Origin of the sequence: Pseudomonas sp. Xaverov 83, assembly GCF_019352905.1 — a bacterium.
GTDB lineage: Bacteria > Pseudomonadota > Gammaproteobacteria > Pseudomonadales > Pseudomonadaceae > Aquipseudomonas > Aquipseudomonas yamanorum.
The window spans coordinates 117,842-143,431 of the sequence record NZ_JAAAFU010000029.1; the positions used below are offsets into that span (position 1 = coordinate 117,842).

The window sequence follows — 25,590 nt, forward strand, 5'->3', positions numbered from 1 at the left end:
ACCGTGTTTTCACTCCTAATGGACAAATTCAGGCAGCTGGCCAGTGGGTAAGTGTATAGAAAGGCTTTTCAGCTTTTCAACTGAAAGCTTCACCCTCGTACCCTATTGGCCATCTGCCTATAAATAGATTGCAGCTTTATAACGGATTTTAGACAGCTCGTATGACATTTTTTTGAAGCGATCCGTCACAATTTAACTCATGTACATCCCGCCGTTAACCGGGATTGTAGCCCCAGTCACGTATGCCGCACCGTCGGATGCCAGGAAAGTGACCACATTCGCGATCTCTTGAGCCTGGCCCAGACGACCCAGCGGAATCTGCGTCAGCAACGCTTCACGCTGCGCTTCAGGCAATTCGCGGGTCATATCGGTATCGATGAACCCTGGGGCCACCGAATTGACCGTAATCGACCGCGAGCCCACTTCACGCGCCAGTGCACGGCTGAAACCTTCCAGACCGGCCTTGGCGGCTGCGTAGTTTACTTGGCCTGCGTTGCCCATGGCACCCACTACGGAGCCAATATTGATAATTCGGCCCCAACGAGCCTTGGTCATACCGCGCAAAACACCCTTGGACAGGCGAAACAGACTGTTCAGGTTGGTATCAACGACGTCATGCCACTCGTCGTCTTTCATGCGCATCATCAGGTTATCGCGGGTGATACCAGCATTGTTCACCAGAATAGCCGGTGCACCGAATTTCGCCGTGATTTCCGCCAGGACGGCAGCCACGGACTCATCGCTGGTCACGTTCAGTTCAAGACCGGTGCCCTGAACGCCGTGTTCCTTCAGCGTCGCAGCAATACGCTCGGCGCCGGCGGCGGAGGTTGCGGTACCGATGACCACAGCGCCCAGACGGCCCAGCTCCAGGGCGATCGCCTGGCCAATGCCACGGCTAGCGCCGGTGACCAGTGCAACTTTACCTTGCAGACTCATGCAGGCTTCTCCTAGGTTCGGAAATTAAAGGTCAGGCCAGGGCTGCGCGAGCAGCAGCAAAGGCATCCGGGGTATTGAGGTTGGAAGTCGACACGCCTTCGGCGCAACGCTTGTTCAGGCCAGCCAGGACTTTGCCCGGGCCGCACTCGACCAATTGAGTGGCGCCGTTGGCGGCCAGGGTCTGCACCGATTCAACCCAGCGAACCGGCTTGTACAGCTGTTCCAGCAGGTCGCGCTTGAGGGTTTCCAGGTCGGGAGCAACCGCAGCACTGACGTTCTGCACCAGCGGAATCTGCGGCGCCTGCCAGTTGATCGCCGCGATCGACTCGGCAAAACGTTCGGCAGCCGGACGCATCAGTTCGCAGTGGGACGGTACGCTGACCGGCAGCGGCAACGCACGCTTCGCGCCACGGGCCTTGCAGCCTTCGATGGCGCGTTCTACTGCGGCCTTGGCACCGGCGATCACCACCTGGCCAGGGGAATTGAAGTTCACGGCGCTGACCACGTCGCCCTGGGCCGCTTCGGCGCAGGCGGCAATCACGTCAGCATCTTCCAGGCCGAGAATGGCAGCCATGCCGCCCTGCCCCGCCGGAACCGCTTCCTGCATCAACTGGCCACGACGCTCGACCAGCTTGACCGCTTCACCGAGGGTCAGGCTGCCAGCGGCCACCAGGGCGCTGTATTCGCCCAGGCTATGACCGGCAACGTAAGCCGGGCGCGCACCACCTTCAGCCAGCCACAAGCGCCACAGGGCGATGGAGGCGGTCAGGATGGCCGGCTGGGTCTTGTCGGTTTGGTTGAGCAGCGCTTCCGGCCCCTGTTGGGTCAGTGCCCACAGGTCGTAACCCAAGGCATCGGAAGCTTCCTTGAAAGTTTCCAGGACCAGCGGATGTTCCGCGCCCAGCTCGGCCAACATGCCGAGGGACTGCGAACCCTGCCCTGGAAAGACGAATGCGAGGGATGTAGACATGTAACAAGCCCCTAATGATCTGGTCGTCGGAAATTGGCGCCCCACAGGTGGGAGCGCAAGAAACTGACAGATTGGATGGTCAATTGAACTGGCCGGTCACATTTAAGCATTTCCGGCCCGATTCGCCTAAGGCAACAGATCCTCAAGGCGGCCATGCAAGCGTTGCGGCAGGTTTTCCTGGATCTCGATCAAGGCGCGCTGGATAGCACTTTGAAAACCCTGCACGCCCGCCGAGCCGTGACTTTTCACCACGATGCCCTGCAATCCCAGGAAACTCGCACCATTGTGCCGCGCCGGTGCCAGGTCCGCCTGCAGGCGCCGCATCAAGGGCAGCGCCAGGGCGCCCACCACGCGTGACGCAAGGTTGCGCTTGAACAAGGCCTCGATGCGCGCAGCAATCATCGTCGCCAGGCCTTCGCTGGACTTAAGCAGGATATTGCCGACAAACCCGTCGCACACCACCACATCCGCTTCGCCGCGGTACAACCCGTCACCTTCGACAAAGCCGATGTAGTTCAAGCCTCGCGCGCTTTGCAACAGCGTCGCCGCCAGCTTGACCTGCTGATTACCCTTGATGTCCTCGGTGCCGATATTCAGCAATGCCACCCGAGGCCGGGCCACGCCCAGCGCTTCGGCCGCCACCGAGCCCATCAACGCAAAGTGCAGCAGATGCTCGGCACTGCAATCGACGTTCGCCCCCAGGTCCAGCAACTGGCAATAACCTTGCTGGGTCGGGATCGCCGCGACCATCGCTGGCCGATCAATGCCCGGCAGGGTTTTCAGCACATGCCGGGACAACGCCATCAACGCCCCAGTGTTGCCGGCACTGACACAGGCTTGAGCCTTGCCGTCACGCACCAGCTCCAGGGCCACCCGCATCGAAGAATCAGGCTTGCCACGCAAAGCCTGTGCAGGCTTTTCATCCATGGTGATGGTTTCGCTGGCCGGCGTAATAGTCAGGCGCGCGCGATCCACCGCCGGATGGCTGGCAATCAGTTCTTCAAGTAAGGAGGGTTGACCGACGAGGGTCAGGTGCAGCGAGGGCGTGGCAGACAGGCAAGCAATACAGGCCTGAACAATGCTGCGGGGACCGAAGTCCCCGCCCATTGCGTCAATCGCGATGACTTGAGCAGACAAGTGATTACTCGTCAGCGCCCTTGTCGATCACTTTACGGCCACGGTATACGCCTTCTGGCGATACGTGGTGACGCAGGTGAACTTCACCGGTGGTTTTTTCTACAGACAGAGTGCTCGCCGTCAGGGCGTCGTGGGAACGACGCATGTCACGGGCAGAGCGGGATTTTTTGTTCTGCTGAACAGCCATAATTGATTAACTCCTAAACGTTTGGGTCACGCTTTAACTGCGCCAATACACTGAACGGGTTGGACCGCGTTACCTCGTCCTCGCTCGGTTCGGGCTCATCGAGACCCGCCGGCTGCTGGCATTCTTCCGGATGATGAGCAGGCACAATGGGCAAGGCGAGCAAAAGCTCCTCCTCGATCAGTGACTGCAGATCCAAAGGATCTTCGCCCAGTTCCAGCACGTCATAACCTTTCGGCAACGACTGGGTATTCGCACCCTCTTTCACCACAGCATAACTGCATTCGCTGTGGATCGGCAGGGTGACCAGCTCAAGACAACGCTGGCAAACCATTTTGACTTCGGTGTCGATAAAGCTGTGGATTACCACAGATTTACGTTCATCTCGTTCAAAAACGAATTTAGCCTGCACCGTACCGACAGTGTCGGAAAGCGGGTCGCAGAGTCTCTCCAAATCGGCCAGCAGCACTTCACCTTGAAGGGTAGTGCCACGATCAGCCAATTTGCGCGGGTCAACGTGAGGTGGAATCGGGTCATTCAACATAGGCGCAGCATTATAGGGATGCACCCAGCCATGTCAAAGGAAATTCAGCCCTGTCCGTCTCCGGGCCTCCCCGCTAGAATCCGCGACTGCCTTGAGGAGACGCCCATGCTGCCTTTATTACTCGCTTCCAGCTCGGTTTATCGCCGGGAATTGTTGAACCGCCTGCACTTGCCGTTCATCTGCAGCTCGCCGGATATTGACGAAAGCCACCGCCCGGACGAGTCCGCCGTGGCACTGGTGAAGCGCCTCGCCGAAGAAAAGGCCCGCGCCCTCGCCGGCAGTCATCCAGGGCATCTGATTATCGGCTCGGACCAGGTTGCCGCCCTCGACGACCAGATCATCGGCAAGCCCCACACCTTTGAGAAGGCCCGCGAGCAACTGCTGGCGGCCAGTGGCAAGCGCATCAGCTTCCTCACCGGCCTGGCCGTGCTGAACAGCACCACCGGCCACTGCCAGGTCGACTGCATCCCCTTCACCGTGCACATGCGCACGCTGGACACGGCGCGCATCGAACGCTACCTGCGCATCGAGCAGCCCTACGACTGCGCTGGCAGCTTCAAGGCCGAAGGGTTGGGGGTGAGCCTGTTTCAAAGCACCGAGGGGCCGGACGCAACCAGCCTGGTCGGCCTGCCACTGATCCGACTGGTGGACATGCTACTGGCCGAAGGCGTGCAGATTCCCTGAGAACACCACAAACAAATGTGGGAGCTGGCTTGCCTGCGATGCAGACACCTCGGTACATCAGTTGCACCGAGGTGATGCTATCGCAGGCAAGCCAGCTCCCACACTTTGAGCCATGTCGCGCTCAAGGTCTCAGCGCAGAGTCGGCCCCTGGAAGCCCATCCACATCGCCAACTGCTCAGCCACACTGGCGCCAAGCTTCTTCGAGAAGCGGTCAAACGGCGATTCCTGAACAGTGAAATCCACCAGTTCTTTCTCGCCAATCACATCCCGCGCCACCGAACTGGCACTGCCCAGGCCGTCGATCAAACCCAATGGCAGCGCTTGCTCACCAGACCAGACCAGGCCGGAGAACAATTCCGGATGCTCTTTATCCTTGAGCCGGTCACCGCGCCCCTGCTTGACGCTGGCAATAAACTGCCGATGAGTGGTATCGAGCACGCCCTGCCAGAACTGGGTCTCGTCAGCCTTTTGCGGCTGGAATGGATCCAGGAACGACTTGTGCTCGCCAGACGTGTAGGTACGCCGCTCAACCCCGAGCTTCTCCATGGTGCCGACAAAGCCGTAACCGGCCGCCGTCACACCAATGGAACCCACCAGGCTGGCCTTGTCGGCATAGATCTGATCGGCAGCGCTGGCGATGTAATAGGCACCCGAGGCACCCAGATCGGAAATCACCGCGTACAGCTTGATGTCCGGGTGCAAGGCGCGCAGGCGGCGAATCTCGTCATACACATAACCCGATTGCACCGGACTGCCGCCCGGGCTGTTGATGCGCAGAATCACAGCCTTGACCTTGGCATCTTCGAAGGCGGCCCGCAGGCTGCTGACGATATTGTCGGCACTGGCGGACTCCTTGTCGGCAATCACCCCACGCACTTCGATCAATGCCGTGTAATTACCGCTTCGGGTGGCGCTCTTCTCCATGTCCATCAGCGGACTGAACAGCGCCAGCATGCCCAGCAGATAAATAAAGGTCAGGAGCTTGAAAAAGATCCCCCAACGCCGGGACCGACGCTGCTCCTGGACACTGGCCAGCAGGGTCTTCTCCAGCAATTTCCAACTTCTGTCATCGCCATTGTTATCGGCATTGGCCTTTTCAGGCGCCTTCCACTCATCGGTCATGCCATCCACCCCAGCAAAGACTTAATGGGCCCGGCTGAGCCAGGCCTGCAATTCAGAAAAACGGTCAATCGTCAGTCTCGGCTCGTACGCTTGCAACGCCTCGGCAGACTGGGCGCCGTAGCTGACCGCCACGGAGTCCATGCCAGCATTGCGCGCCATCATCAGGTCGAACGACGCATCACCCACCATCAACGCCTGCCGAGGCGACACGCCACATTGAGCGAGGATCTGTTCGAGCATCAGAGGGTGAGGCTTGCTGGCGGTTTCATCCGCCGCACGGGTGGCGTCGAAATAATTTTCCCAACCGTGGGCTTTGAGCACCCGGTCCAGGCCGCGACGGGCCTTGCCGGTCGCCACCGCGAGGTGATAGCCGTCGGCACGAAACGCTTCCATGGCCTGTGCCACCCCTTCAAACAGCGGCGATGGCTGGGCATCAAGCGCCATGTAGTGATCGGCGTAGTGCTGACGAAACGCTATCAACTCGTCATCGCCAATCTCCGGATACAGGGTACGGATCGCTTCCGGCAGGCCCAGGCCGATAATGCCCTTGACCGCCAGGTCGTCGCACAACGCATAGCCGGCCCGGGTCGACGCGGCGTGCATCGACTCGACAATCCGACCAATGGAGTTACACAGCGTGCCATCCCAATCAAAGATCAGGAGCTTGTAGTCAAGGTGCGACACTCAGGCGCTCCACGGTCTTGGCCCACATCTCATCGACAGGCGCCTGCAGCTTCAATTCGCCGCCATCCGGCAGCGGCACGGTCAGCATGTAGGCGTGCAGGAACAGGCGTTTGCCGCCCAGGTCGCGGATTTCCTTGGAGAAATCCTCGTCGCCGTATTTGGTATCGCCGGCGATGCAGTGGCCCGCGTGCAGGGTATGCACACGAATCTGGTGGGTACGGCCGGTGACCGGCTTGGCCTCGACCATGGTGGCAAAGTCACCAAAGCGGCGCAGCACCTTGAACAGGGTCAGCGCCTCCTTGCCCTCCTCGTCCACCTCGACCATGCGCTCGCCGGAGCGCAGGTTGCTCTTCTGCAACGGCGCGCGGACGCTCTTGATCGAGGTTGCCCAGTTGCCACGCACCAGGGCCATGTAGCGCTTGTCCACGCCATCACCGCGCAGGGCGGCATGCAGGTGACGCAACATGCTGCGTTTCTTGGCAATCATCAGCAGGCCGGAGGTATCACGGTCCAGACGGTGGACCAGTTCCAGTTCCTTGGCATCCGGGCGCAACTGACGAAAGGCTTCAATCACCCCGTAGTTCAGGCCACTGCCGCCATGGACGGCGATACCGCAAGGCTTGTTGATCACGATCAGCTTGTTGTCTTCGAAGACAATCGACGCTTCGAGGCGCTGCAACAGGCCTTGAGCCAGAGGGACCGGCTCGTCCCGTTCAGGCACCCGCACCGGCGGCACGCGGACGATATCGCCCGCCTGCAGCTTGTACTCGGGCTTGATCCGGCCCTTGTTCACGCGCACTTCGCCTTTACGCAAAATGCGGTAAATCAAGGTCTTGGGCACGCCTTTGAGCCTGGCAAGAAGAAAGTTGTCGATGCGTTGGCCGGCATATTCCGGCGAGACCTCGAGCAGCTGGACGCTGGGGGTCTGGGGGGCGGTAGTCGTCATGGCGGCGATGATAACAATTTTTTATGGAATTGAAGCACTTAATCATTGCTGCTATAGTCGCGAACGCCGCCAAAAGCGGCCTGGACAGAGGACTAGCGGCAAACTGCCGGCCCTGACCATCGCAATTCATCAGGACGCGAGGCCGTCCTACGGGGCTTTCGCCACCTTGGAAGGCTCGAGATTGTAACAAGCGCAGGTGACATGAGGCCTGAAGCGAGTGCAAAAAGCAGAGTGATTACTCGCCTTTTGCGCCGATATTTACGGCCAGTTCACAAAGTGCAGTCAGTCTTGAGCCAGACCACGGCGAATGCTTCGGAAACAACGCCTGTTACGAGCTGAGTGAGAGCACAGTCGCCCACACCCGGTCTTGTTTAGCCATGAGCGTGTTCTCCCCATTGGAGAACACGGTAAATGCCAACCCGCTGCGGATTCTGCGCGCGGCAGCACCCGAATTATCAGGGATACGTGTAGGGTGGAGATGCACAACCGTCGGACTGTGTAGCACTAGGCTTATATTTAGACGCTTCATCTCGTCCACAGTCGCCGGTTGATTCCTCCTCCTGACTGAGTGCTTAAGTCACCACAGCAAGCAGGAAGCGTACGTCGCGATACCGCCCATTTTGGCGGGTATTGCTGGACACTGGAGTGGCCAACCACTCTTGACGCACCTGACACCGACCGTGAGAAGTCGTGTGTGCCGAACGCCGTTTCCGGCAGCCCGGAAACCGACGGTACAACATGAAAAGAATGCTGATTAACGCAACTCAACCCGAAGAGTTGCGTGTTGCACTGGTAGACGGCCAACGCCTCTACGACCTGGACATCGAGTCCGGTGCACGCGAGCAAAAGAAGGCCAACATCTATAAAGGCCGGATTACTCGTATCGAACCAAGCCTTGAGGCTGCCTTTGTCGATTTTGGCTCCGAGCGCCATGGCTTCCTGCCCCTCAAAGAAATCTCCCGCGAATACTTCAAGAAAGCCCCAGAAGGCCGCGTGAACATCAAGGACGTCCTGAGCGAAGGCCAGGAAGTCATCGTTCAGGTGGAAAAAGAAGAACGTGGCAACAAGGGCGCAGCCCTCACCACCTTCATCAGCCTGGCTGGCCGCTACCTGGTCCTGATGCCGAACAACCCACGTGCCGGCGGTATTTCCCGTCGCATCGAAGGCGAAGAGCGCAACGAACTGCGTGAAGCGCTGAACGGCCTGATCGCTCCGGCCGACATGGGCCTGATCGTGCGCACTGCCGGCCTGGGCCGCAGCAGCGAAGAAATGCAGTGGGACCTCGACTACCTGCTGCAACTCTGGACTGCCATCAAAGAAGCGTCCCTGGATCGCTCCGCGCCATTCCTGATCTATCAGGAAAGCAACGTGATCATCCGCGCCATCCGCGACTACCTGCGCCAGGACATCGGCGAAGTGCTGATCGACAGCGTTGAAGCCCAGGACGAAGCCCTGACCTTCATCCGCCAGGTGATGCCGCAGTACGCCAGCAAGATCAAGCTCTACGAAGACAGCGTTCCGCTGTTCAACCGTTTCCAGATCGAAAGCCAGATCGAAACCGCTTTCCAGCGCGTAGTCGAACTGCCTTCCGGCGGCTCCATCGTGATCGACCCGACCGAAGCCCTGGTGTCCATCGACATCAACTCGGCGCGCGCCACGAAGGGTAGCGACATCGAAGAAACCGCCCTGCAGACCAACCTGGAAGCGGCTGAAGAAATCGCCCGCCAGCTGCGCCTGCGTGACATCGGCGGCCTGATCGTGATCGACTTCATCGACATGACCCCCGCCAAGAACCAGCGCGCCGTGGAAGAGAAAGTCCGCGAATGCCTGGAAGCTGACCGTGCCCGCGTCCAGGTCGGACGTATCTCGCGCTTCGGCCTGCTGGAAATGTCCCGTCAGCGCCTGCGTCCATCCCTGGGTGAAAGCAGCGGCATCGTTTGCCCGCGTTGCAACGGCACCGGCATCATCCGTGACGTTGAATCGCTGTCCCTGGCGATCCTGCGCCTGATCGAAGAAGAAGCCCTGAAAGACCGCACTGCCGAAGTGCGCGCCCAGGTGCCGATCCCGGTGGCTGCGTTTCTGCTCAACGAAAAACGCAACTCGATCACCAAGATCGAACTGCGCACCCGTGCCCGCATCGTCATCCTGCCGAACGATCACCTCGAGACGCCGCACTTCGAAGTGCAGCGCCTGCGTGATGACAGCCCGGAAGCCCACGTCAATCAGTCCAGCTACGAAATCGCTGCTGCCGCTGCCGAAGTGGAAGAAGTCCAGCCAGCCGCCGCGACCCGCACCCTGGTTCGCCAGGAAGCCGCCGTCAAGACCGCGCCAGCCCGTGCCAACGCACCGGTTCCGGTTGAAGCTGCCGCGCCGGTTGCCGCGCCTGCAGCCCTGCCTGAGCCAAGCCTGTTCAAGGGCCTGGTGAAGTCGCTGGTCAGCCTGTTCGCCACCAAGGAAGAGCCGGTAGCTCCAGTTGTGGTCGAGAAGCCTGCCGCTGAACGCCCTGCACGCAATGAAGAGCGTCGCAACGGTCGCCAGCAGAGCCGCAATCGCAACGGTCGCCGTGACGAAGAGCGCAAGCCTCGTGAAGAACGTGCGCCACGCGAAGATCGTGCCCCACGTGAAGAGCGCCAACCGCGCGAAGCCCGTGAAGAAACGCCAACCGTAGCCCGTGAAGAGCGTGCACCACGGGAAGAACGTGCACCGCGCGCTCCACGCGCCCCGCGTGAAGACCGCAAGCCACGTGGCGAGCGTGAAGAACGCGTGCGTGAACTGCGCGAGCCGCTGGATGCCGCTCCAGCCGTAGCCGCTGCTGCTGCCACCGCTGCCACTGCTGAAGAGCGTCCAGCTCGTCAGCCGCGTGAAGAACGTGCACCACGCCCTCCTCGTGAAGAGCGTCAACCACGTGCCGAACAAGCGGCTCCAGCCGGTGAAGAAGAAGAGCTGCTGTCCAACGAAGATCAGCAACAGGAAGACGGCCAGGACAACGCCGAAGGCGATCGTCCACGCCGCCGCTCCCGTGGCCAGCGTCGTCGCAGCAACCGTCGTGAGCGTCAACGTGATGCCAACGGCAATGAAATCGAAGGTTCGGAAGAGACCGGTGAAGCTACCGCGACTGGCGAACCGACTGGTGCCGAACTGGCTGCCGGCCTGGCCGTGACCGCTGCTGTTGCCAGCTCGGTCATCAGCGCACCTGCTGAAGCCCAGGCCAACGAGCAAGCTGAAGCCGCTACCGCTGCCATTCAGGAAACCCCTGTTGTAGAGACGCCTGCCGTCGAAGCACCTGTGGTTGAAGCGACGACTCCAGTCGAAGCCCCGGTTGTTCCGGAAGTGGAAGTAGCGCCAGCTCGTCACGTGCGTGAAGTTCGCGAAGTTCGCGAGCCTAAGCCTGAAGCTGAAGTGGTTGCCGAGCCTGCCGCTGTTGTTGAACAACAGCCCGTGGTTGAAGCCGCCGTTGAAGCACCGGTTGCCGAGCCGACCCCTGAAGTGCGTGAAGTTCGCGAAGAACAGACCGCCTTCCAGTGGACTGCCGAACCTGCCCCAGTGGTCGAAGCGGTTGAAGCACCAGCGCCTGCTCCAGTGGTCGAAGAAGCTCCGGCGCCAGTCGCTGAAGTGGTTGTCGCCCCTGAACCTGTGGCCGTGGTTGCCGAGCCTGCCCCTGTGGTTGAAGCGCCAGTGGTTGCCGAAGTGGCAGCACCGGTGGTTGAAGCCGCTCCGGCCAGCGCCCTGACCGAAAACGGCCGTGCGCCGAACGACCCGCGTGAAGTGCGTCGCCGTCGCAAGGAAGCTGAAGCGGCCGCCGCTGCTGCCAAGGCCGCTGCCGAAGCCGCTCCAGCCGTCGCTGAAGTGGTCGAAGCAGCCCCTGCTCCGGTCACCGAAGCCGTGGTTGAGCACACTGCCCCTGCTATCGACGAGAACCAACGTTCCGTTGAAGAAGTGGTAGAGCACCACCCTAAGGCCCTGGAAGAAGAGCACGAGCCTAAACCCCTCGTCTGATTCCATCGGCCACTAAAAAGCCCCGCCTGAGTGATCAGGCGGGGCTTTTTTATGCCTGCGCTATCCGCTAGCGGAAGTTCAACAACGCCGGCACATCTACATCCCACAACACACCGGGATCATCGACAGCGACTTCCTGCACCGAAGCCATGGCAAACAATGGCTTTGCTCCACGATCTCCCGTGAGCGCCATCAAGGCAGGGCCGAATGAACGGCCAAACCCCACCGGATGCCCATACTGACCGGCATGCACCGGGACGCTGATACCGTCTTCCTCTAGGCCTGCCATCACGTGCTCGATACTTGCCGGCAGGATGAACGGCATATCTCCCAGCACCACCAGCCAACCGGCGGACGGGCCACTGGCTGCCACCGCAGCCGCGATGCTGTCACCCATACCCGGTGAACGTAAAAGCAGCACTTCGCACCCCTTCAGTTGCGCCAGCCGAATGACTTCAGTGCGATCCGGCGACGTCACCAGCCAGCGCTTGGCAACCGCCGCCGGCAAATTCACCAATACCTGCTCAATCACTGGCCGTGTGATGCCATCCCGACCCACGCAGGGCGCCAGCAACTTATCCTGATCCACACCTGCTTCGGCCCGAAAACGACTGCCCTGCCCCGCCGCCAGGATGATCGCGGTGATGCTCGTCAACTGACCGCTGCCTGCAACGGCTTTTTCTGCAACAGATCAATCCCGTTCTTGATGGCAACGATTTCCGCCATCAACGACAGGGCGATCTCCGCTGGCGTATGGCTGCCGATATGCAGGCCAATCGGCCCATGCAGCCGCTCAATGGCCTCCGCACTCAACCCCAGCGCCGCGAGGTTTTCCCGGCGCTTCAGGCTGTTGACCCGCGAGCCCAAGGCACCAATGTAGAACGCCCGAGAGTTGAGGGCCGTCAGCAGCGCCATGTCATCCAGGCGCGGGTCATGGGTGAGCGCGACAATAGCGGTGCGTTCATCGGTCTGGATATTCAGCACGGCCTCATCGGGCATGCCCGGCACAAAGCACCCATGCTGTTCTTCCCAGCCGTAGACAAACTCCTGGCGTGGGTCGCAGATCAGCACTTCGAAATCCAGCAGCCGGGCCATTTCTGCCACATAGCGTGACAGCTGGCCTGCGCCGATCAACAGCAAGCGCCAGCGCGGACCATAAATCGCCCGCAAGCGCTCGCCGTCGAAGCTGACCACATCGGTCTTGCTCGCACCGCTTAACTCCACTTTACCGGTGGTCAGGTCCAATTCACGGGCGACAATCTCGTGAGCCTCGCAGCGCGCCAGCAGTTCAGCGACCCAACCTGGATCACCCACCCGCTCTTCGGTCAGGCGCAAGGTGCCGCCGCACGGCAGACCAAAACGCGCCGCTTCGTCCCGGGTGACGCCATACGTTACAAGCTGCACCGGCGGCCCGTCTTCTGGCAACCGGCCATCCTGCAAACGGGCGATCAAGTCGTCCTCGATACAGCCGCCAGACACCGAGCCAATCACCACCCCGTCGCCGCGCAAGGCCAGCATGGCCCCCGGCGGACGCGGCGCACTGCCCCAGGTCTGGACCACGCTGTACAGCACCACCCGCTGCCCGGCGCGGCGCCATTCCAGCACGCTGCGCAACACATTCAGATCAACACTGTCCATCAGGCCTTCGCCTCCTGCCAAACACGTAGCTGGTTTTGATAAACAGCATCTATGAGTTGATTAAAAAATATCGGTAGTCAGCTAAGTTAACTCAGCGGCAATAAAAAAGCCCCGCTATGCAGGGCTTGGTGCGTCAAAAAACCAGCTTAGTTCAATAGCGGTTGGGCTCCATCTCCAGCACAACCTTGAAACGCTTTTCGATGTCCTGCTGGATGCGTAGCGCGAGCCCGGCAATCTCCTGGCCGGTGGCCGCGCCATAGTTCACCAACACCAGCGCCTGCAAGCGATGCACACCGGCATCGCCATCACGAAAGCCTTTCCAGCCCGCCTTGTCGATCAGCCAGCCGGCGGCCAGTTTCATCTGCCCGTCAGCCTGGGGGTAAGCCACCAGGTCCGGGTATTCCAGCTGCAATTCGGCGGCCAGCGCCTGGGACACCAGCGGATTCTTGAAGAAACTGCCGGCATTGCCGAGCACCGCCGGGTCGGGCAGTTTCTCGCTACGAATGCTGCAAATCGCTCGACTGACATCGCTGGGGGTGGCCTGCGTAATGCCTTGTTCGGTCAGGCGCTGTTGCACCGGCCCGTATTCAAGCTTCAGGTGCACGGCGCGACTCAGGGCAAAACGCACCCGCAGGATCAGCCAGCGCCCGACTTCATGTTTGAACAGGCTGTCACGGTAGGCAAAGTTGCATTCGGCCAGGCTGAAATCCCGCAGCTCGCCGGTCTGGCGGTCGAGGGCGGTCAGGCCGCTGAACACGTCCTTGATCTCAACACCGTAGGCGCCAATGTTCTGCATCGGTGCGGCGCCGACCGTGCCAGGGATCAGGCTGAGATTTTCCAGGCCGGAAAAGCCCTGGGCCAAGGTCCACAGCACAAACGGATGCCAGGCTTCGCCAGCTTCGGCTTCAACCACCACCTGTACGCCATCGTCTTGCACGACCCGGATGCCCTGGCTGGCCATGCGCAGCACCAGCGCGTCGATATCCTGGGTCAGCAGCAAATTGCTGCCGCCGCCAATCACCAGCAACGGCAATTGTTGTCCGGCGGCGTAGGCCAAAGCCTCACGCACGTCAGCGTCGTTGCGGGCCTCGGCAAACAGCCGGGCACGCACGTCGATGCCAAAGCTGTTGAACGGCTTGAGCGAAACCTGTGCCTGCACCTGCAATGTCATAACCGGCCCTTCAATTCAATCACCAACAGGTCACAGGCGCGCTCGATCAGGTCGAGCACGGTTTCGAAACCCTGGTCGCCTTCGTAATAGGGGTCCGGCACTTCATCCACCACCGAGTCATAACGGCGCAGGAACAAGTCCAGGTCCGCCTTACCTTGAGCCGGCTGCATGGCCTTGAGGTTGCGCAGGTTGCTCTGGTCCATGGCGAGGATCAGGTCGTAACGGGAAAAGTCGGCACGGGACACCTGCTGAGCACGCTGGGCCGACAGGTCGTAGCCCCGTTGCAGCGCTGCCCGCTGGCTGCGCTTGTCTGGTGGATTGCCAACGTGCCATTCACCGGTGCCGGCGGAGGCCACCTCGACCCGATCAGCCAGGCCGGCTTCACGCAGCTTGTGGCGCAACACACCTTCAGCCGTCGGGGAACGGCAGATATTGCCCAGGCAGACAAACAGAACCTGCATCAGGCCCCCAGCAGGCGACGGACGCGCTCGAGGTCTTCAGGCGTGTCAACACCCGCCGGTGGCGCTTCCAGGGCATCGCCCACATGAATGCGCACGCCGTGCCACAGGGCACGCAGTTGTTCCAGGGATTCGGTGTTCTCCAGCCAGCACGGGCCCCAGCTGACGAAGTCATGCAGGAACCCGGCACGGTAGGCGTAGATACCGATATGGCGGCGATAAGGCACGCCCGCCGGCAGTACGTCGGGCTGCTTGGCGAATGCATCCCGCGCCCACGGCAAGGTGGAGCGGCTGAACGTCAGCGCCAGGCCATTGATGTCGCTGACCACTTTCACCACGTTGGGGTTGAACAGGGTCTCGATGTCTTCAATCGGCTCGGCCAGGGTTGCCATGCGGGCTTCGCCATGGGCCGCCAGGTTGGCCGCCACCTGGTCGATCACGCTGGGCGGAATCAACGGCTCGTCGCCTTGCACGTTGACCACGATGGCGTCCGCCGCCAGCCCCAGCTGGGTGGCCACTTCGGCCAGGCGGTCGGTGCCGGAATTGTGGTCTTCACGGGTCAGCACCGCTTCGGCGCCAAAGCCTTTGCAGGCCTCGATAATGCGCGGATCATCGGTGGCCACCACCACCCGTTCGGCGCTGCTTTTGCAGGCCTGTTCCCACACCAGCTGGATCATCGGCTTGTTGCCGATCAGCTGCAGCGGTTTGCCGGGCAGGCGGGTGGAGGCGTAGCGGGACGGGATGACGACGGTGAAGGCAGTGGTCATTTATCCAGGCGCTCGTCGGTGGTCAGGGTACGGGCTTCGCTTTCGAGCATTACCGGAATGCCGTCACGGATCGGGTACGCCAGGCCGGCGCCCTTGCTGATCAACTCGGTTTTGTCGGCGCTGAGCTTGAGCGGACCTTTGCAGATCGGGCAAGCGAGGATATCGAGCAGTTTGGTGTCCATGAGTATGTCCTGGAGAGCAGCGTTTTAAGGCAAAAGGCGAGCGGGCAGCAAACGCATTAACTGCGTGTCGAACCAGGCGATAAACGCCGGTGACGGTGCCGCGTCCACCGCAAGGTACCACCAGTCGGGCCTGGCAAAGGCGCGGCACTTCACCGCGTCCTTTTCAGTCATGACCAACGGCAGCGCCGGTGTGAAATTCAAGACCTCGGCGCTGTAGGGCGCGTGGTCGGCAAAAGCATGAGGTATTGGGCGCCAGTGTAGCGTCTCAAGGGTATTGAAGAAACGTTGCGGGTTTCCGATGCCGGCCACCGCATGCACCTGCTGACCTACCGGGAAGTGGTCGACAGGTTGGCGCTCGCCGGTGTGCAGATTGACCAATGCGGTGGGCAGCAGGCGGAAGGCAAAGCCATCCTCACGGTCTGAACCGGCGCCGTTATAAAGCAGCGCATCGACGCTTTGCAAACGCTCGACCGGCTCGCGCAACGGGCCCGCCGGCAAGCAGCGACGGTTGCCGAGCCCACGGGCGGCATCAATCAATACCAGTTCCAGGTCTCGGGCCAGGCGGTAATGTTGCAGCCCGTCGTCGGAGAGAATCAGGTCCAGGGTTTCGCTGGCCAACAACGCCTTTACGGCGCGGCTGCGATCAGGGTCGATCATCAGGGGTACGCCGCTGCGTTGCACGATCAACAGGGGTTCGTCCCCCGCCTCCGCAGCGGTGTGACTGGCTTCGACACGCCACGGAAACTCCGGCGGTTTGGCGCCATAACCGCGGCTGACCACTCCGACGCGCAAACCGCTGCGCTGGCAATGGTCGATCAGCCAAAGAATCAAGGGGGTCTTGCCGGTGCCTCCGACGGTGATGTTACCGACGACCACGACCGGCACCGGCGACTGGTAGATCTCGCCCTCGCCCGCCAGGAACCGCGCGCGCTTGCGCTGCACCACCCGGCGATAGAGGGATTCCAGCGGCTGCAACAACGCAAGCGCCGGATGGCCTTCGTACCAGGCCTTGAGCAAACGATCAGTCATGGCCATCAGGGTTGGCTCGCCGCCTCGACCGTGGTCATGCGCAAATGGCTGAAGCCGAGCTTGCCGGCAGCGTCCATCGCAGTGATCACGGCCTGGTGCTTGGTGTTGCCATCGGCGCTGATGGACAGTGGCAAGTTAGTGTCGCCACCGGACTCCTTCTGCAGTGCTTCCATCAGGCTGGCCAGGTCGTTTTTCTCCAGCAACTGGTTATTCACCGAGAACACGCCATCGGCGCTGATGGCGATGTCCAGCTGCTTGGCCTGCTGGTCTTCCGCCGGAGAGCCGCTTACGGCTTCCGGCAAGTCGACGCGCAGCTGGGTTTCCCGGGTAAAGGTGGTGGTGACGACAAAAAACAGCAGCAAGATAAACACCACGTCAATCAACGACGCCAGGTTGATATCGACGTTTTCCCGTTGCTTGCGGCGAAATTTCACGCTTTGCCCTCAACCAGGTCCACGTCACGGTCGCCCTGCACCACTTCCACCAGCTTGATGGCTTCCTGCTCCATGCCCACCACCAGCTCGTCGATGCGCCGTTGCAGAAAACGGTGGAAGAACACCGACGGAATACCGACCATCAGGCCCGCCGCCGTGGTGATCAACGCCTTGGAAATACCACCGGCCAGCACCGCAGCGTTGGTGGTCATGCCCGAGCCCATGAAGGAGCTGAAGATATCGATCATGCCCAACACCGTACCGAGCAGGCCGAGCAACGGTGCCATGGCGGCAATGGTGCCCAAGGCATTGATGTAGCGCTCCAACTCATGGATGACCCGGGCGGCGGCCTCTTCGATGCATTCCTTCATGATCTCGCGACCATGCTTGGAGTTGGCGAGGCCGGCGGCGAGGATTTCACCCAGGGGCGAGTTGGCGCGCAGTTCCTTGAGCTTTGCCTTGTCCAGTTGCTTGTTCTTGATCCAGCCCCAGACCTGGCCCAGCAGGTGGTCAGGTGTTACACGGCTGGCACGCAGGGTCCACAGGCGTTCGGCGATGATGCCGAGTGCGGCGATGGAACTCAAAATGATCGGCAACATCATCCAGCCGCCGGATTTGACCAATTCCCACACAGTGAATGTCCCCTCGAAAAAGTGCGCCACTTTACCATAAGGGTCCGGCGGAAGGGCTGGCCGGCCCCAGAGCATCCTGTCGCAGGAGCCAGTCTTTGGTAACGCTGTTTTGCGGCGGGGGCTCGCGCCAGAAACGCCGCTGGCTGCGCACGGCCTGCGGCGGCTGGAAGGTGCCCAGTTGCAGACGGAGTGCGCCTTGCTCGGCGCTGTCATAAATCAGGCTGCCCACGGCCTGGTAACGCTCCAATACGTGGGGATGGGGATGGCCGAAGGCATTGCTGCGGCCACGGGAAATCAACACTGCCTTGGGTGCAAGGCGCTGGAGAAACGGCCAGGACGACGAGCTGCGACTGCCATGGTGCGGCGCCTGCAACCAATCGACAGGAGCCCCCAGGGGGGTGGCCAGCAATGCCCGCTCGGCTTCACGGTCAATATCACCGGTCAGCAGCAACCGTTCGCCATTGGCCTGCACCAGCAACACACAGGACATCTGATTACCGTCCGTCGCATCAGGCCATTGCCACAGCTCGAAGGTCACGCCATCCCAATCCCACCGCTCGCCACTGACGCAGGCTTGAGTACCGAGTGCCGCCGGCAGCCGTTCGGTCTCGCCGCCCACCACGCGCTTGATCGGCAGCCCGTGGGCAACCGCCAACGCACCACCGGCATGATCGGCATCGGCATGACTGAGCAGCATCATGTCCAGCCCCGCGACACCCAGTTTGCGCAACGCAGGCAATACCACGCGCGCGCCAAGGTCGAACTCACCGGAGCGCGGCCCGGCGTCATAGAGCAGAACGTGGTTGCGGGTACGCAGGATGATCGCCAACCCTTGGCCGACATCCAGTTGCACCACCTCGACGCGTCCGTGAGGGATCGACTCCCGAGGCGGGAACACCGCCAGCAGGAACATCGGCCAGCCCAGCAGCCGAAACGGCACGCCCTTGGGCAGCAATAACAGCACCGCCCCCAGCAGGCTCACCAACCAATAGCCCATGGGCACTTGCGCCGGTATCCAGGCCGGCAAGTACTGCGCCAGCAACGCCAAGGCCTTGAACAGCCAGTCCAGTGTGCCGCCCGCCAGCCATAACAAACCTTCACCTATATAAGGCAGCGGCAATAACACCGTACCCAGCAAGGCCAGGGGCAACACCACCAGGCTGATCCACGGCACCGCAACCAGGTTGGCCAGCGGCCCGCTCAGGCTGATGGGCAAACCGAGCACCAGCAGCAGCGGAAACAGGCCGATGGCAATCAACCACTGGGCCCGGGTCCAGGCCTGCCAGGCACGCCAGGGGCCCAGTCGGCCACTGAACGCCAGGATCAGCACCGCCACCGCCGCAAAGGACAGCCAGAACCCCGGTTGCAGGCTGGCCAGCGGTTCGAGGATGAGCACCGCGTTCAGCGCCAGCAACAGCGGCCACCAGATCCCCAAGTGACGAAACCGCAGGCGCCATAGCAGGACCAATCCCACCATGACGCAGGCCCGTTGCACCGGCACTTCAAAACCGGCCAGCAAGCCATAGCCCAGCGCCGCAGCAAACCCCAGGCCGCAGGCCCAGGGCAGCCACGGCAAGGGTTTCGGCCAACACCCGAAGCGCGCCAGGCCGGCGACCAGGCCATAGATCAACCCTGCCAGCAGCCCAATATGTTGCCCGGAAATCACCAATAAATGCACGGTGCCGGTGTCTTGCAGAACCCGCCAATCCTCGGCGGCCAGCCCGGTACCATCCCCGAGCACCAGCGCCGCCAGGCCCGCCTCTCGCCCTTGGGCATCCACTGCCAACAGCCGCTGGCGAATTCCGTCGCGCCAGGCATGCCGCGCAGGCGCCAGCTTCTGGCCATCCTTGACCGAACCCGTGGCGCCAATCCGCTGGGCCAGCAGCCAGGCTTCATAGTCAAACCCCTCGGCATTAAGCAAACCGGAGGGACGCTTGAGGGTCACGGCCAACCGCCAGCGCTCACCGCTCTGAACCGCTGGCCCGCCACGCCAGGACACACGGATGCGCTTCGGAAGCAGGTCCTTGCGTGACCGGCTGTCGGTCAGTTCAAAGCGAACACCGTCGCCTGTCTGCTGCGGCAACCCGCTGACACGCCCCTCCACCCAGCGGGTCTGGCCATCCAGACGCGGTGCCAACCGGTCGTCCAGCGCCCACTGCGCACTCAGGCACGCCCAGCCCAGCCCGAGCAGGAAAAACGCCAGCGGATAGGTGCGAAAAGGCAGCAGCATCAGGGCCAACACCGGCATCAGCAGCAGCCAGCCGCTGGACGGCAACGCAGGTAAAAAACGCAGGGCGAGCAGCCCCAGCGCGAGTGCGAACATCCCTGTTCTCATGGATCGTTCCTTGAAAGCGACCCATTGAGTCTTAGCCGGGCTACCGACGCGGCCTATTATTATTTGTCACAAAGTCTGAATTTACCGTTCTTGGAATGCGGGCATACTTGCCCCTCGAACTGACCTGGACCCCTTATGCCACGGCGCTTATTCAAACGGTACATGCCCGATCCGACCAGCATCCGGGAACACAAATCCTTACGCTTTCTCGGCAAGTTGCTGCATGACCCGAACCTCTGGCACCTCAATCGCCACTCGGTTGCCCGGGCGATGGCCGTTGGTCTGTTCGCGGCATTTATCCCCATTCCCTTGCAGATGCTGCTGGCGGCGATCCTCGCCATCAGCGTGCGCGGCAACATGCCGATTGCCGTGAGCCTGGTGTGGCTGACCAACCCGATCACCATGCCGCCGGTGTTCTTCTGCACCTATATGACCGGCGCCTGGCTGATGAACGTGCCACCCCGCAGCATGCCCGACGAGTTGACCTGGGAATGGATCAGCGGGCAGTTGTCGACGTTGTGGCAACCCTTCCTGCTGGGTTCGGTGGTACTGGGGCTGGTGATGGCAGCGCTGGGGTATTGCCTGACCATGGGCTACTGGCGCTGGTGGGTGGCCCGCCAGTGGAAGAAACGCAAACAGCGCAGGTTGTAGGCGTCAGCGGGCCAGCAAGCGCATGTGCACGCGCAAACCCTGGCCGGTGTTTTCCGCCCACAAGCTGCCGTCCTGACGCTGCACAGCGTTGCGCGCAATGCTCAAGCCCAGGCCAAAGCCACCGTCGCCGGGCCGTGAGCCGTCCAGCCGGGTGAATGGCGCAAAGATCCGTTCCAGCTCCCCCTCATCGATCCCGCCGCCCTGGTCTTCCAGCCACAAGTGCCAGTGATCCCCCTCACGCTGCCCGCCCAATTGCACTGTGCCGTATTGCGGAGAGTGCCGGATGGCATTGCGCAGGATGTTTTCCAACGCCTGGGCCAGCAGGTTCAGATGCCCACGCACCCAGCAGTCAGCCCCCAGTTCGCACTGCAAACGTGAAGCCGGCCAGCCACTTTCAAAACAGGCGTTTTCCCGCAGCATGTCCCACAGCGCCTGCACCTGGATGTCTTCCTTGGGCAGCGGCGCACGTTCAGTGTCGAGCCAGGCCAGTTGCAGGGTGTCTTCCACCAGGCGCTGCATGCCGTCGATTTCCCTTCCCAGGCGTTCGCGCAGTTGGATCAGGTCCTGCTCGCTGTCACAGGCGACGCGCAAACGGCTTAGCGGTGTGCGCAGCTCATGGGACAAATCCCGCAGCAGTTGCTGTTGCAGCGCCACGGTGCCTTGCAGGCGTTCCGACATCTGGTCAAACGCGCGGCCCAACTCCCCCAATTCATCCTGGCGGCTGGTGGTGTCGAGGGAAAGCCGGGTACTCAATTGATCGGCACGCCAGGCGTTCGCCTGCTCCCGCAGGTGGTTGAGGGGCATGATCAACAGCCGGTAAAGGCCGATGCAGAGCAACAGGGTGAACAGGCCGGGAATCACGCCATTGGTGACGATCCGCCAGAACAGCTGGTTTTGCCCAGGCATGAAACGCCGGGGCAATTCGATCACCAGGGACCCCGCCCCCGGGTCGAGCGGGAACGGGATTTTCAACCACGGCAAGCCCTTGGCGTGCCGGCTGACGGGCCAGTCCAGGCCACGCAGGAAGGTCAGGCGCTGGCTTTCCTTGTCCGTCAGCGGGTAGCTGCTCAGGGATTGCAGGTCGTTACCGATAACACCCACCCAGGTGCGCTCGCGCTGGCCCAGGGTGTGCAGCCATTCGTCCACACCGGCGTTGCCGCCCTTGTTCCAGGCCAGCTCCGCACCGGCTGCATAACCGCTCAAGGTGGCGCGAGCCTCGTTGGACAGAAAGGCATTCTGCTCTTCCATGTACCGGCCCCAGGACCAACTGAGCCAGATCATCAACAAACAGAAAGCGATCAGCAGGCACGCCAGTTTCCAGAATAACGAATGCTTGCCCGGCAGCCGCTTGAGGGCGGCCTTAAAGCCCGTCATCGTGACCGCTCAGCACATAGCCCTTGCCCCACACCGTGCGCACTTCCCGCTCGCTGTAGCCGATGGCCTTGAGCTTGCGACGAATCTGGCTGATGTGCATGTCCAGGCTGCGGTCATGGGGCGCATAGCCGCGCTGAAAGACATGCTGGTAGAGGAAGGCTTTGCTGAGGACTTCTTCACCGTTGCGGTGCAGGGTTTCCAGCAGGCGATACTCGCTGCGGGTCAGGCCGGCCCACTGCTCCCGGTGAAACACATCACACTGCTCATCATCGAAACGCAGGCTACGGGCATCGTCGCGCACCGCCGCCAGGGCCGGCAAAGGCCGCCGGTCCAGGGCGACCCGGCGCAGGATCGCCTCGATTCGCACCCGCAACTCGACCATGCTGAACGGCTTGGGCAGGTAATCGTCCGCCCCCAGGCGAAAGCCGCTGATGCGGTCGGCTTCAGCCCCCAGGGCCGACATCAGAATCACCGGGATCGAATGGCTCTGGCGCAGATGCGTGAGCACCGACAAGCCGTCCATGCCCGGCAACAGAATGTCCATCAACACCACGTCGAAGCGTTGATCGCGGGCCATTTGCAGGCCCTGCTGGCCGTTCTGGCACCAGGTCACCTGGAAGCCACAGCGGCCCAACTGCTCATGGACATAGGCGCCAAGCACAGGATCGTCTTCAATCGCCAGGATACTGGGTAAGCCAGGTGCTACAGGATTCATTAGCGTCTGCAAGTCATTCTCAATGACTGATTATTCAAGATTGCCCCCCTATGAGCAACCGCCGCCGGGCGTCCAGGGGCCCAAGGTTTGCCTCAGGTCATTAATTTTGCAAGATTCCACGCCGCGCAAATGGCTACACTGCGCAGGTGGCGCGGGCCGGATGCCTGCGTGAAATTCGACAACAGTGTGGTAGCAGGAGAGTGGCGTGCTTACGAAAATGGGAATAAAAGGCCGCGTACTGTTGCTGACCTTATTGCCTACCAGCCTGATGGCGTTGCTGCTGGGCGGCTATTTCACCTGGATGCAGCTGTCGGAGTTGCAGTCGCAGTTGCTGCAACGGGGCGAGATGATCGCCGAGCAACTGGCACCGTTGGTCGCCCCGGCCCTGGGCACCAAAAACACCGACCTGTTGGAGCGCATCGCCACCCAGTCCCTGGAGCAAACCGACGTACGCGCCGTGTCATTCCTGGGGCCTGACCGCACACCCCTGGCCCACGCCGGCCCGACCATGCTCAATCAGCCGCCGATCGGCAACAGCTCACACCTGTTGCAGCGCACCGGCAATGACGCAACCCGCTATCTGCTGCCGGTATTCGGCCGCCATCGCAACCTCGCCGGCGAACTGATCCCGGATGAATCCGACCGCCTGCTGGGCTGGGTCGAATTGGAGCTGTCCCACAACGGCATGTTGCTGCGGGGCTACCGCAGCCTGTTCGCCAGCCTGCTGCTGATCGCCATCGGCCTGATCTGCACGGCGGCCCTCGCCTTGCGCATCAGCCGTACGATCAACTCACCGATTGGCCTGATCAAACAGGCCGTGGCGCAGCTCAAGGACGGCAACCTGGAAACCCGCTTGCCACCGCTGGGCAGCCAGGAACTGGATCACCTGGCCTCGGGCATCAACCGCATGGCCGAGACCCTGCAAAACGCCCAGGAAGAATTGCAACACAGCATCGACCAGGCCACCGAAGACGTGCGGCAAAACCTGGAAACCATCGAGATCCAGAACATCGAGTTGGACCTGGCCCGCAAGGAAGCCCTGGAAGCCAGCCGCATCAAGTCGGAGTTTCTGGCCAACATGAGCCATGAGATCCGCACGCCGCTGAATGGCATCCTTGGCTTCACCCATTTATTGCAGAAAAGCGAGCTGTCGCCCCGGCAGCTGGATTACCTGGGCACCATCGAAAAATCCGCCGACAACCTGTTGGGCATCATCAACGAAATTCTCGACTTCTCGAAAATCGAGGCCGGCAAGCTGGTGCTCGACAGCATCCCGTTCAACCTGCGGGACTTGCTGCAAGACACCCTGACCATCCTCGCCCCGGCCGCCCACGCCAAACAGCTGGAGCTGGTGAGCCTGGTCTACCGTGATACACCGCTGTCCCTGGTGGGTGACCCGCTGCGGCTCAAGCAGATCCTCACGAACCTGGTGAGCAACGCGATCAAGTTCACCCGCGAAGGCACCATCGTTGCCCGCGCCATGATTGAAGACGAACAGGAAGACAGCGTGCAACTGCGCATCAGCGTGCAGGACACCGGCATCGGCCTGTCGAACCAGGATGTGCGGGCGCTGTTCCAGGCATTCAGCCAGGCGGACAACTCGCTGTCCCGCCAACCCGGAGGCACCGGCCTGGGCCTGGTGATTTCCAAGCGCCTGATCGAACAGATGGGCGGTGAGATTGGCGTCGACAGCACGCCGGGGGAAGGCTCTGAATTCTGGATCAGCCTGAACCTGCCAAAAACCCGTGACGATATCGAAGACCTGCCCTCCGCGCCGCTGCTGGGCCGGCGCGTGGCCGTGCTGGAAAACCACGAGCTGGCGCGCCAGGCCCTGCAACACCAGTTGGAAGACTGCGGCCTGGAAGTTACGCCATTCAACAGCCTTGAAAGCCTGACCAACGGCATCACCAGCGCCCACCAGACCGAACAGGCCATTGACCTGGCGGTGCTGGGCATCACCGCCAACGACATCCCGCCGGAGCGTTTGAACCAACACCTGTGGGACCTCGAACACCTGGGCTGCAAGGTACTGGTGTTGTGCCCGACCACCGAACAGCTGCTGTTCAACCAGTCGGTGCCGAACCCCAACAGCCAGTTGCAGGCCAAACCCGCCTGCACCCGCAAACTGCGCCGTGCCCTGGCCGACCTGATCAGCCCGCGCCCGTTGCGCAGCGAACCCGGCGAGCCACTGTCCAGCCGCGCGCCGAGGGTGCTGTGTGTCGACGACAACCCGGCCAACCTGCTGCTGGTGCAAACCCTGCTGGAAGACATGGGCGCCAAGGTCCAGGCGGTGGAAAGCGGTTACTCGGCCATCGAAGCGGTAAAGCAGGAAGCCTTCGACCTGGTGCTGATGGACGTGCAGATGCCCGGGATGGACGGCCGCCAGAGCACCGAGGCGATCCGCACATGGGAAAGCGAACGCCATGGCACACCGCTGCCCATCGTCGCGCTGACGGCCCATGCGATGGCCAACGAAAAACGCGCCCTGCTGCAAAGCGGCATGGATGACTACCTGACCAAGCCCATCAGTGAACGGCAACTGGCCCAGGTGGTGTTGAAATGGACCGGGCTGGCCCTGCGCAACCAAGGCCCGGAACGCGGCACCGAAAGTTTTGGGCACGCCGCGCAATTGCCGGTGCTGGACCACGAAGAAGGTCTGCGCCTGGCAGCCGGCAAGGCTGATCTGGCAGCGGACATGCTGGCTATGCTACTGGCTTCGCTTGAGGCCGACCGTGAAGCGATTCGCGTCGCCCGGGACGCCAACGACCGCAACGCCCTGATCGAGCGGGTGCACCGCTTGCACGGCGCCACCCGGTATTGCGGCGTGCCGCAACTGCGCGCGGCCTGCCAACGGGCCGAGACCCTGCTCAAACAGGACGACGCCAAGGCCATGCCGGCCCTGGATGAACTGGACATGGCGATTGCCCGGCTGGCCAGCGAGGCGCGGGTCAGCGCGTAAACTTTCGAGGTAATGTGGCGAGGGGGGTTGCTCCCCCCCGGC

The 25,590-nt window shown here is 61.8% G+C and carries 24 protein-coding genes; 4 read left to right on the forward strand and 20 right to left on the reverse strand.

Features of this window, described 5'->3' with window-relative positions:
* Positions 1-192 precede the first annotated feature (192 nt).
* From fabG to K0H47_RS11875, 5 genes are all read right to left on the reverse strand, one after another.
* Positions 193-936 carry a 3-oxoacyl-ACP reductase FabG gene (gene fabG / locus K0H47_RS11855; protein ID WP_063027938.1) on the reverse strand — a complete coding sequence of 248 codons (744 nt, stop codon included), beginning with the start codon at positions 934-936 and terminating at the stop codon, positions 193-195.
* Between the two features lie 31 nt (positions 937-967).
* Positions 968-1,906, reverse strand: a complete 939-nt coding sequence (fabD, locus tag K0H47_RS11860; protein ID WP_063027936.1) for an ACP S-malonyltransferase — start codon at positions 1,904-1,906, stop codon at positions 968-970.
* A 126-nt stretch (positions 1,907-2,032) separates the two neighbouring features.
* Positions 2,033-3,043, reverse strand: a complete 1,011-nt coding sequence (plsX, locus tag K0H47_RS11865) for a phosphate acyltransferase PlsX (RefSeq protein WP_256124531.1) — start codon at positions 3,041-3,043, stop codon at positions 2,033-2,035.
* 4 nt (positions 3,044-3,047) lie between these two features.
* The gene (gene rpmF, locus K0H47_RS11870) at positions 3,048-3,230 is read right to left on the reverse strand and encodes a 50S ribosomal protein L32 (protein ID WP_004371305.1); all 183 of its coding nucleotides are present in this window, start codon (positions 3,228-3,230) and stop codon (positions 3,048-3,050) included.
* Between the two features lie 13 nt (positions 3,231-3,243).
* Positions 3,244-3,771 carry a YceD family protein gene (locus K0H47_RS11875; RefSeq protein WP_017475815.1) on the reverse strand — a complete coding sequence of 176 codons (528 nt, stop codon included), beginning with the start codon at positions 3,769-3,771 and terminating at the stop codon, positions 3,244-3,246.
* Between the two features lie 105 nt (positions 3,772-3,876).
* Here K0H47_RS11875 and K0H47_RS11880 point away from each other — a divergent pair, with 105 nt between their 5' ends.
* On the forward strand, positions 3,877-4,455 hold the full coding sequence (locus K0H47_RS11880) for a nucleoside triphosphate pyrophosphatase (protein WP_219272723.1): 579 nt from the start codon (positions 3,877-3,879) through the stop codon (positions 4,453-4,455).
* Positions 4,456-4,584: 129 nt separating this feature from the next.
* On the opposite strand, the gene K0H47_RS11885 is transcribed toward K0H47_RS11880, so the two are convergent.
* The 3 genes from K0H47_RS11885 to rluC are packed head-to-tail and all read right to left on the reverse strand — an operon-like array spanning position 4,585 to position 7,207.
* A complete protein-coding gene (locus K0H47_RS11885) occupies positions 4,585-5,577 on the reverse strand; it encodes a S49 family peptidase (protein WP_063027930.1) in 993 nt (330 codons plus the stop codon).
* 21 nt (positions 5,578-5,598) lie between these two features.
* Entirely contained in the window at positions 5,599-6,261 is a 663-nt protein-coding gene (locus K0H47_RS11890; RefSeq protein ID WP_063027928.1) for an HAD-IA family hydrolase, read from the reverse strand.
* Positions 6,248-7,207 (reverse strand): 23S rRNA pseudouridine(955/2504/2580) synthase RluC, encoded by a 960-nt coding sequence (gene rluC / locus K0H47_RS11895; RefSeq protein ID WP_063027926.1) that lies wholly within the window; start codon positions 7,205-7,207, stop codon positions 6,248-6,250. Before rluC ends, K0H47_RS11890 begins: the two co-directional genes overlap by 14 nt.
* Before the next feature lie 747 nt (positions 7,208-7,954).
* Here rluC and rne point away from each other — a divergent pair.
* Positions 7,955-11,203 carry a ribonuclease E gene (gene rne / locus K0H47_RS11900; protein ID WP_219272725.1) on the forward strand — a complete coding sequence of 1,083 codons (3,249 nt, stop codon included), beginning with the start codon at positions 7,955-7,957 and terminating at the stop codon, positions 11,201-11,203.
* Between the two features lie 67 nt (positions 11,204-11,270).
* Here the strand turns inward: rne and K0H47_RS11905 are convergent, their stop codons facing one another.
* The 10 genes from K0H47_RS11905 to K0H47_RS11950 all read right to left on the reverse strand — a co-directional run bounded on the left by K0H47_RS11905 (position 11,271) and on the right by K0H47_RS11950 (position 19,837).
* Positions 11,271-11,858 carry an NTP transferase domain-containing protein gene (locus tag K0H47_RS11905; RefSeq protein ID WP_219272728.1) on the reverse strand — a complete coding sequence of 196 codons (588 nt, stop codon included), beginning with the start codon at positions 11,856-11,858 and terminating at the stop codon, positions 11,271-11,273.
* Positions 11,855-12,841, reverse strand: a complete 987-nt coding sequence (locus K0H47_RS11910; RefSeq protein WP_219272730.1) for an XdhC family protein — start codon at positions 12,839-12,841, stop codon at positions 11,855-11,857. The genes K0H47_RS11905 and K0H47_RS11910 overlap by 4 nt, the downstream gene beginning before the upstream one ends.
* A gap of 151 nt (positions 12,842-12,992) precedes the next feature.
* On the reverse strand, positions 12,993-14,012 hold the full coding sequence (gene murB / locus K0H47_RS11915) for a UDP-N-acetylmuramate dehydrogenase (RefSeq protein WP_219272733.1): 1,020 nt from the start codon (positions 14,010-14,012) through the stop codon (positions 12,993-12,995).
* Positions 14,009-14,473: a low molecular weight protein-tyrosine-phosphatase gene (locus K0H47_RS11920; RefSeq protein ID WP_017475823.1), complete on the reverse strand. Its 465-nt coding sequence runs from the start codon at positions 14,471-14,473 to the stop codon at positions 14,009-14,011. The genes murB and K0H47_RS11920 overlap by 4 nt, the downstream gene beginning before the upstream one ends.
* Complete coding sequence (gene kdsB, locus K0H47_RS11925; protein WP_177071183.1) at positions 14,473-15,237, reverse strand: 3-deoxy-manno-octulosonate cytidylyltransferase; 765 nt, start codon at positions 15,235-15,237, stop codon at positions 14,473-14,475. Before kdsB ends, K0H47_RS11920 begins: the two co-directional genes overlap by 1 nt.
* Positions 15,234-15,419, reverse strand: a complete 186-nt coding sequence (locus tag K0H47_RS11930) for a Trm112 family protein (protein ID WP_003174668.1) — start codon at positions 15,417-15,419, stop codon at positions 15,234-15,236. Before K0H47_RS11930 ends, kdsB begins: the two co-directional genes overlap by 4 nt.
* A gap of 24 nt (positions 15,420-15,443) precedes the next feature.
* Positions 15,444-16,454: a tetraacyldisaccharide 4'-kinase gene (gene lpxK, locus K0H47_RS11935; protein ID WP_218263309.1), complete on the reverse strand. Its 1,011-nt coding sequence runs from the start codon at positions 16,452-16,454 to the stop codon at positions 15,444-15,446.
* Entirely contained in the window at positions 16,454-16,882 is a 429-nt protein-coding gene (locus tag K0H47_RS11940) for a biopolymer transporter ExbD (protein WP_004371361.1), read from the reverse strand. Before K0H47_RS11940 ends, lpxK begins: the two co-directional genes overlap by 1 nt.
* Entirely contained in the window at positions 16,879-17,514 is a 636-nt protein-coding gene (locus K0H47_RS11945; protein WP_063033914.1) for a MotA/TolQ/ExbB proton channel family protein, read from the reverse strand. Before K0H47_RS11945 ends, K0H47_RS11940 begins: the two co-directional genes overlap by 4 nt.
* A 31-nt stretch (positions 17,515-17,545) precedes the next feature.
* On the reverse strand, positions 17,546-19,837 hold the full coding sequence (locus K0H47_RS11950; protein WP_219272828.1) for a DNA internalization-related competence protein ComEC/Rec2: 2,292 nt from the start codon (positions 19,835-19,837) through the stop codon (positions 17,546-17,548).
* Positions 19,838-19,984: 147 nt separating this feature from the next.
* Here K0H47_RS11950 and K0H47_RS11955 point away from each other — a divergent pair, with 147 nt between their 5' ends.
* Entirely contained in the window at positions 19,985-20,500 is a 516-nt protein-coding gene (locus tag K0H47_RS11955; protein ID WP_017475829.1) for a DUF2062 domain-containing protein, read from the forward strand.
* A 3-nt stretch (positions 20,501-20,503) separates the two neighbouring features.
* On the opposite strand, the gene K0H47_RS11960 is transcribed toward K0H47_RS11955, so the two are convergent.
* Entirely contained in the window at positions 20,504-21,874 is a 1,371-nt protein-coding gene (locus K0H47_RS11960) for a sensor histidine kinase (RefSeq protein WP_219272735.1), read from the reverse strand.
* On the reverse strand, positions 21,861-22,589 hold the full coding sequence (locus tag K0H47_RS11965) for a response regulator transcription factor (protein WP_017475831.1): 729 nt from the start codon (positions 22,587-22,589) through the stop codon (positions 21,861-21,863). The genes K0H47_RS11960 and K0H47_RS11965 overlap by 14 nt, the downstream gene beginning before the upstream one ends.
* 205 nt (positions 22,590-22,794) lie before the next feature.
* Between K0H47_RS11965 and K0H47_RS11970 the strand changes: the two genes are divergently transcribed.
* Positions 22,795-25,548 (forward strand): response regulator, encoded by a 2,754-nt coding sequence (locus K0H47_RS11970; RefSeq protein ID WP_063027910.1) that lies wholly within the window; start codon positions 22,795-22,797, stop codon positions 25,546-25,548.
* The last annotated feature ends 42 nt before the right edge of the window (positions 25,549-25,590 follow it).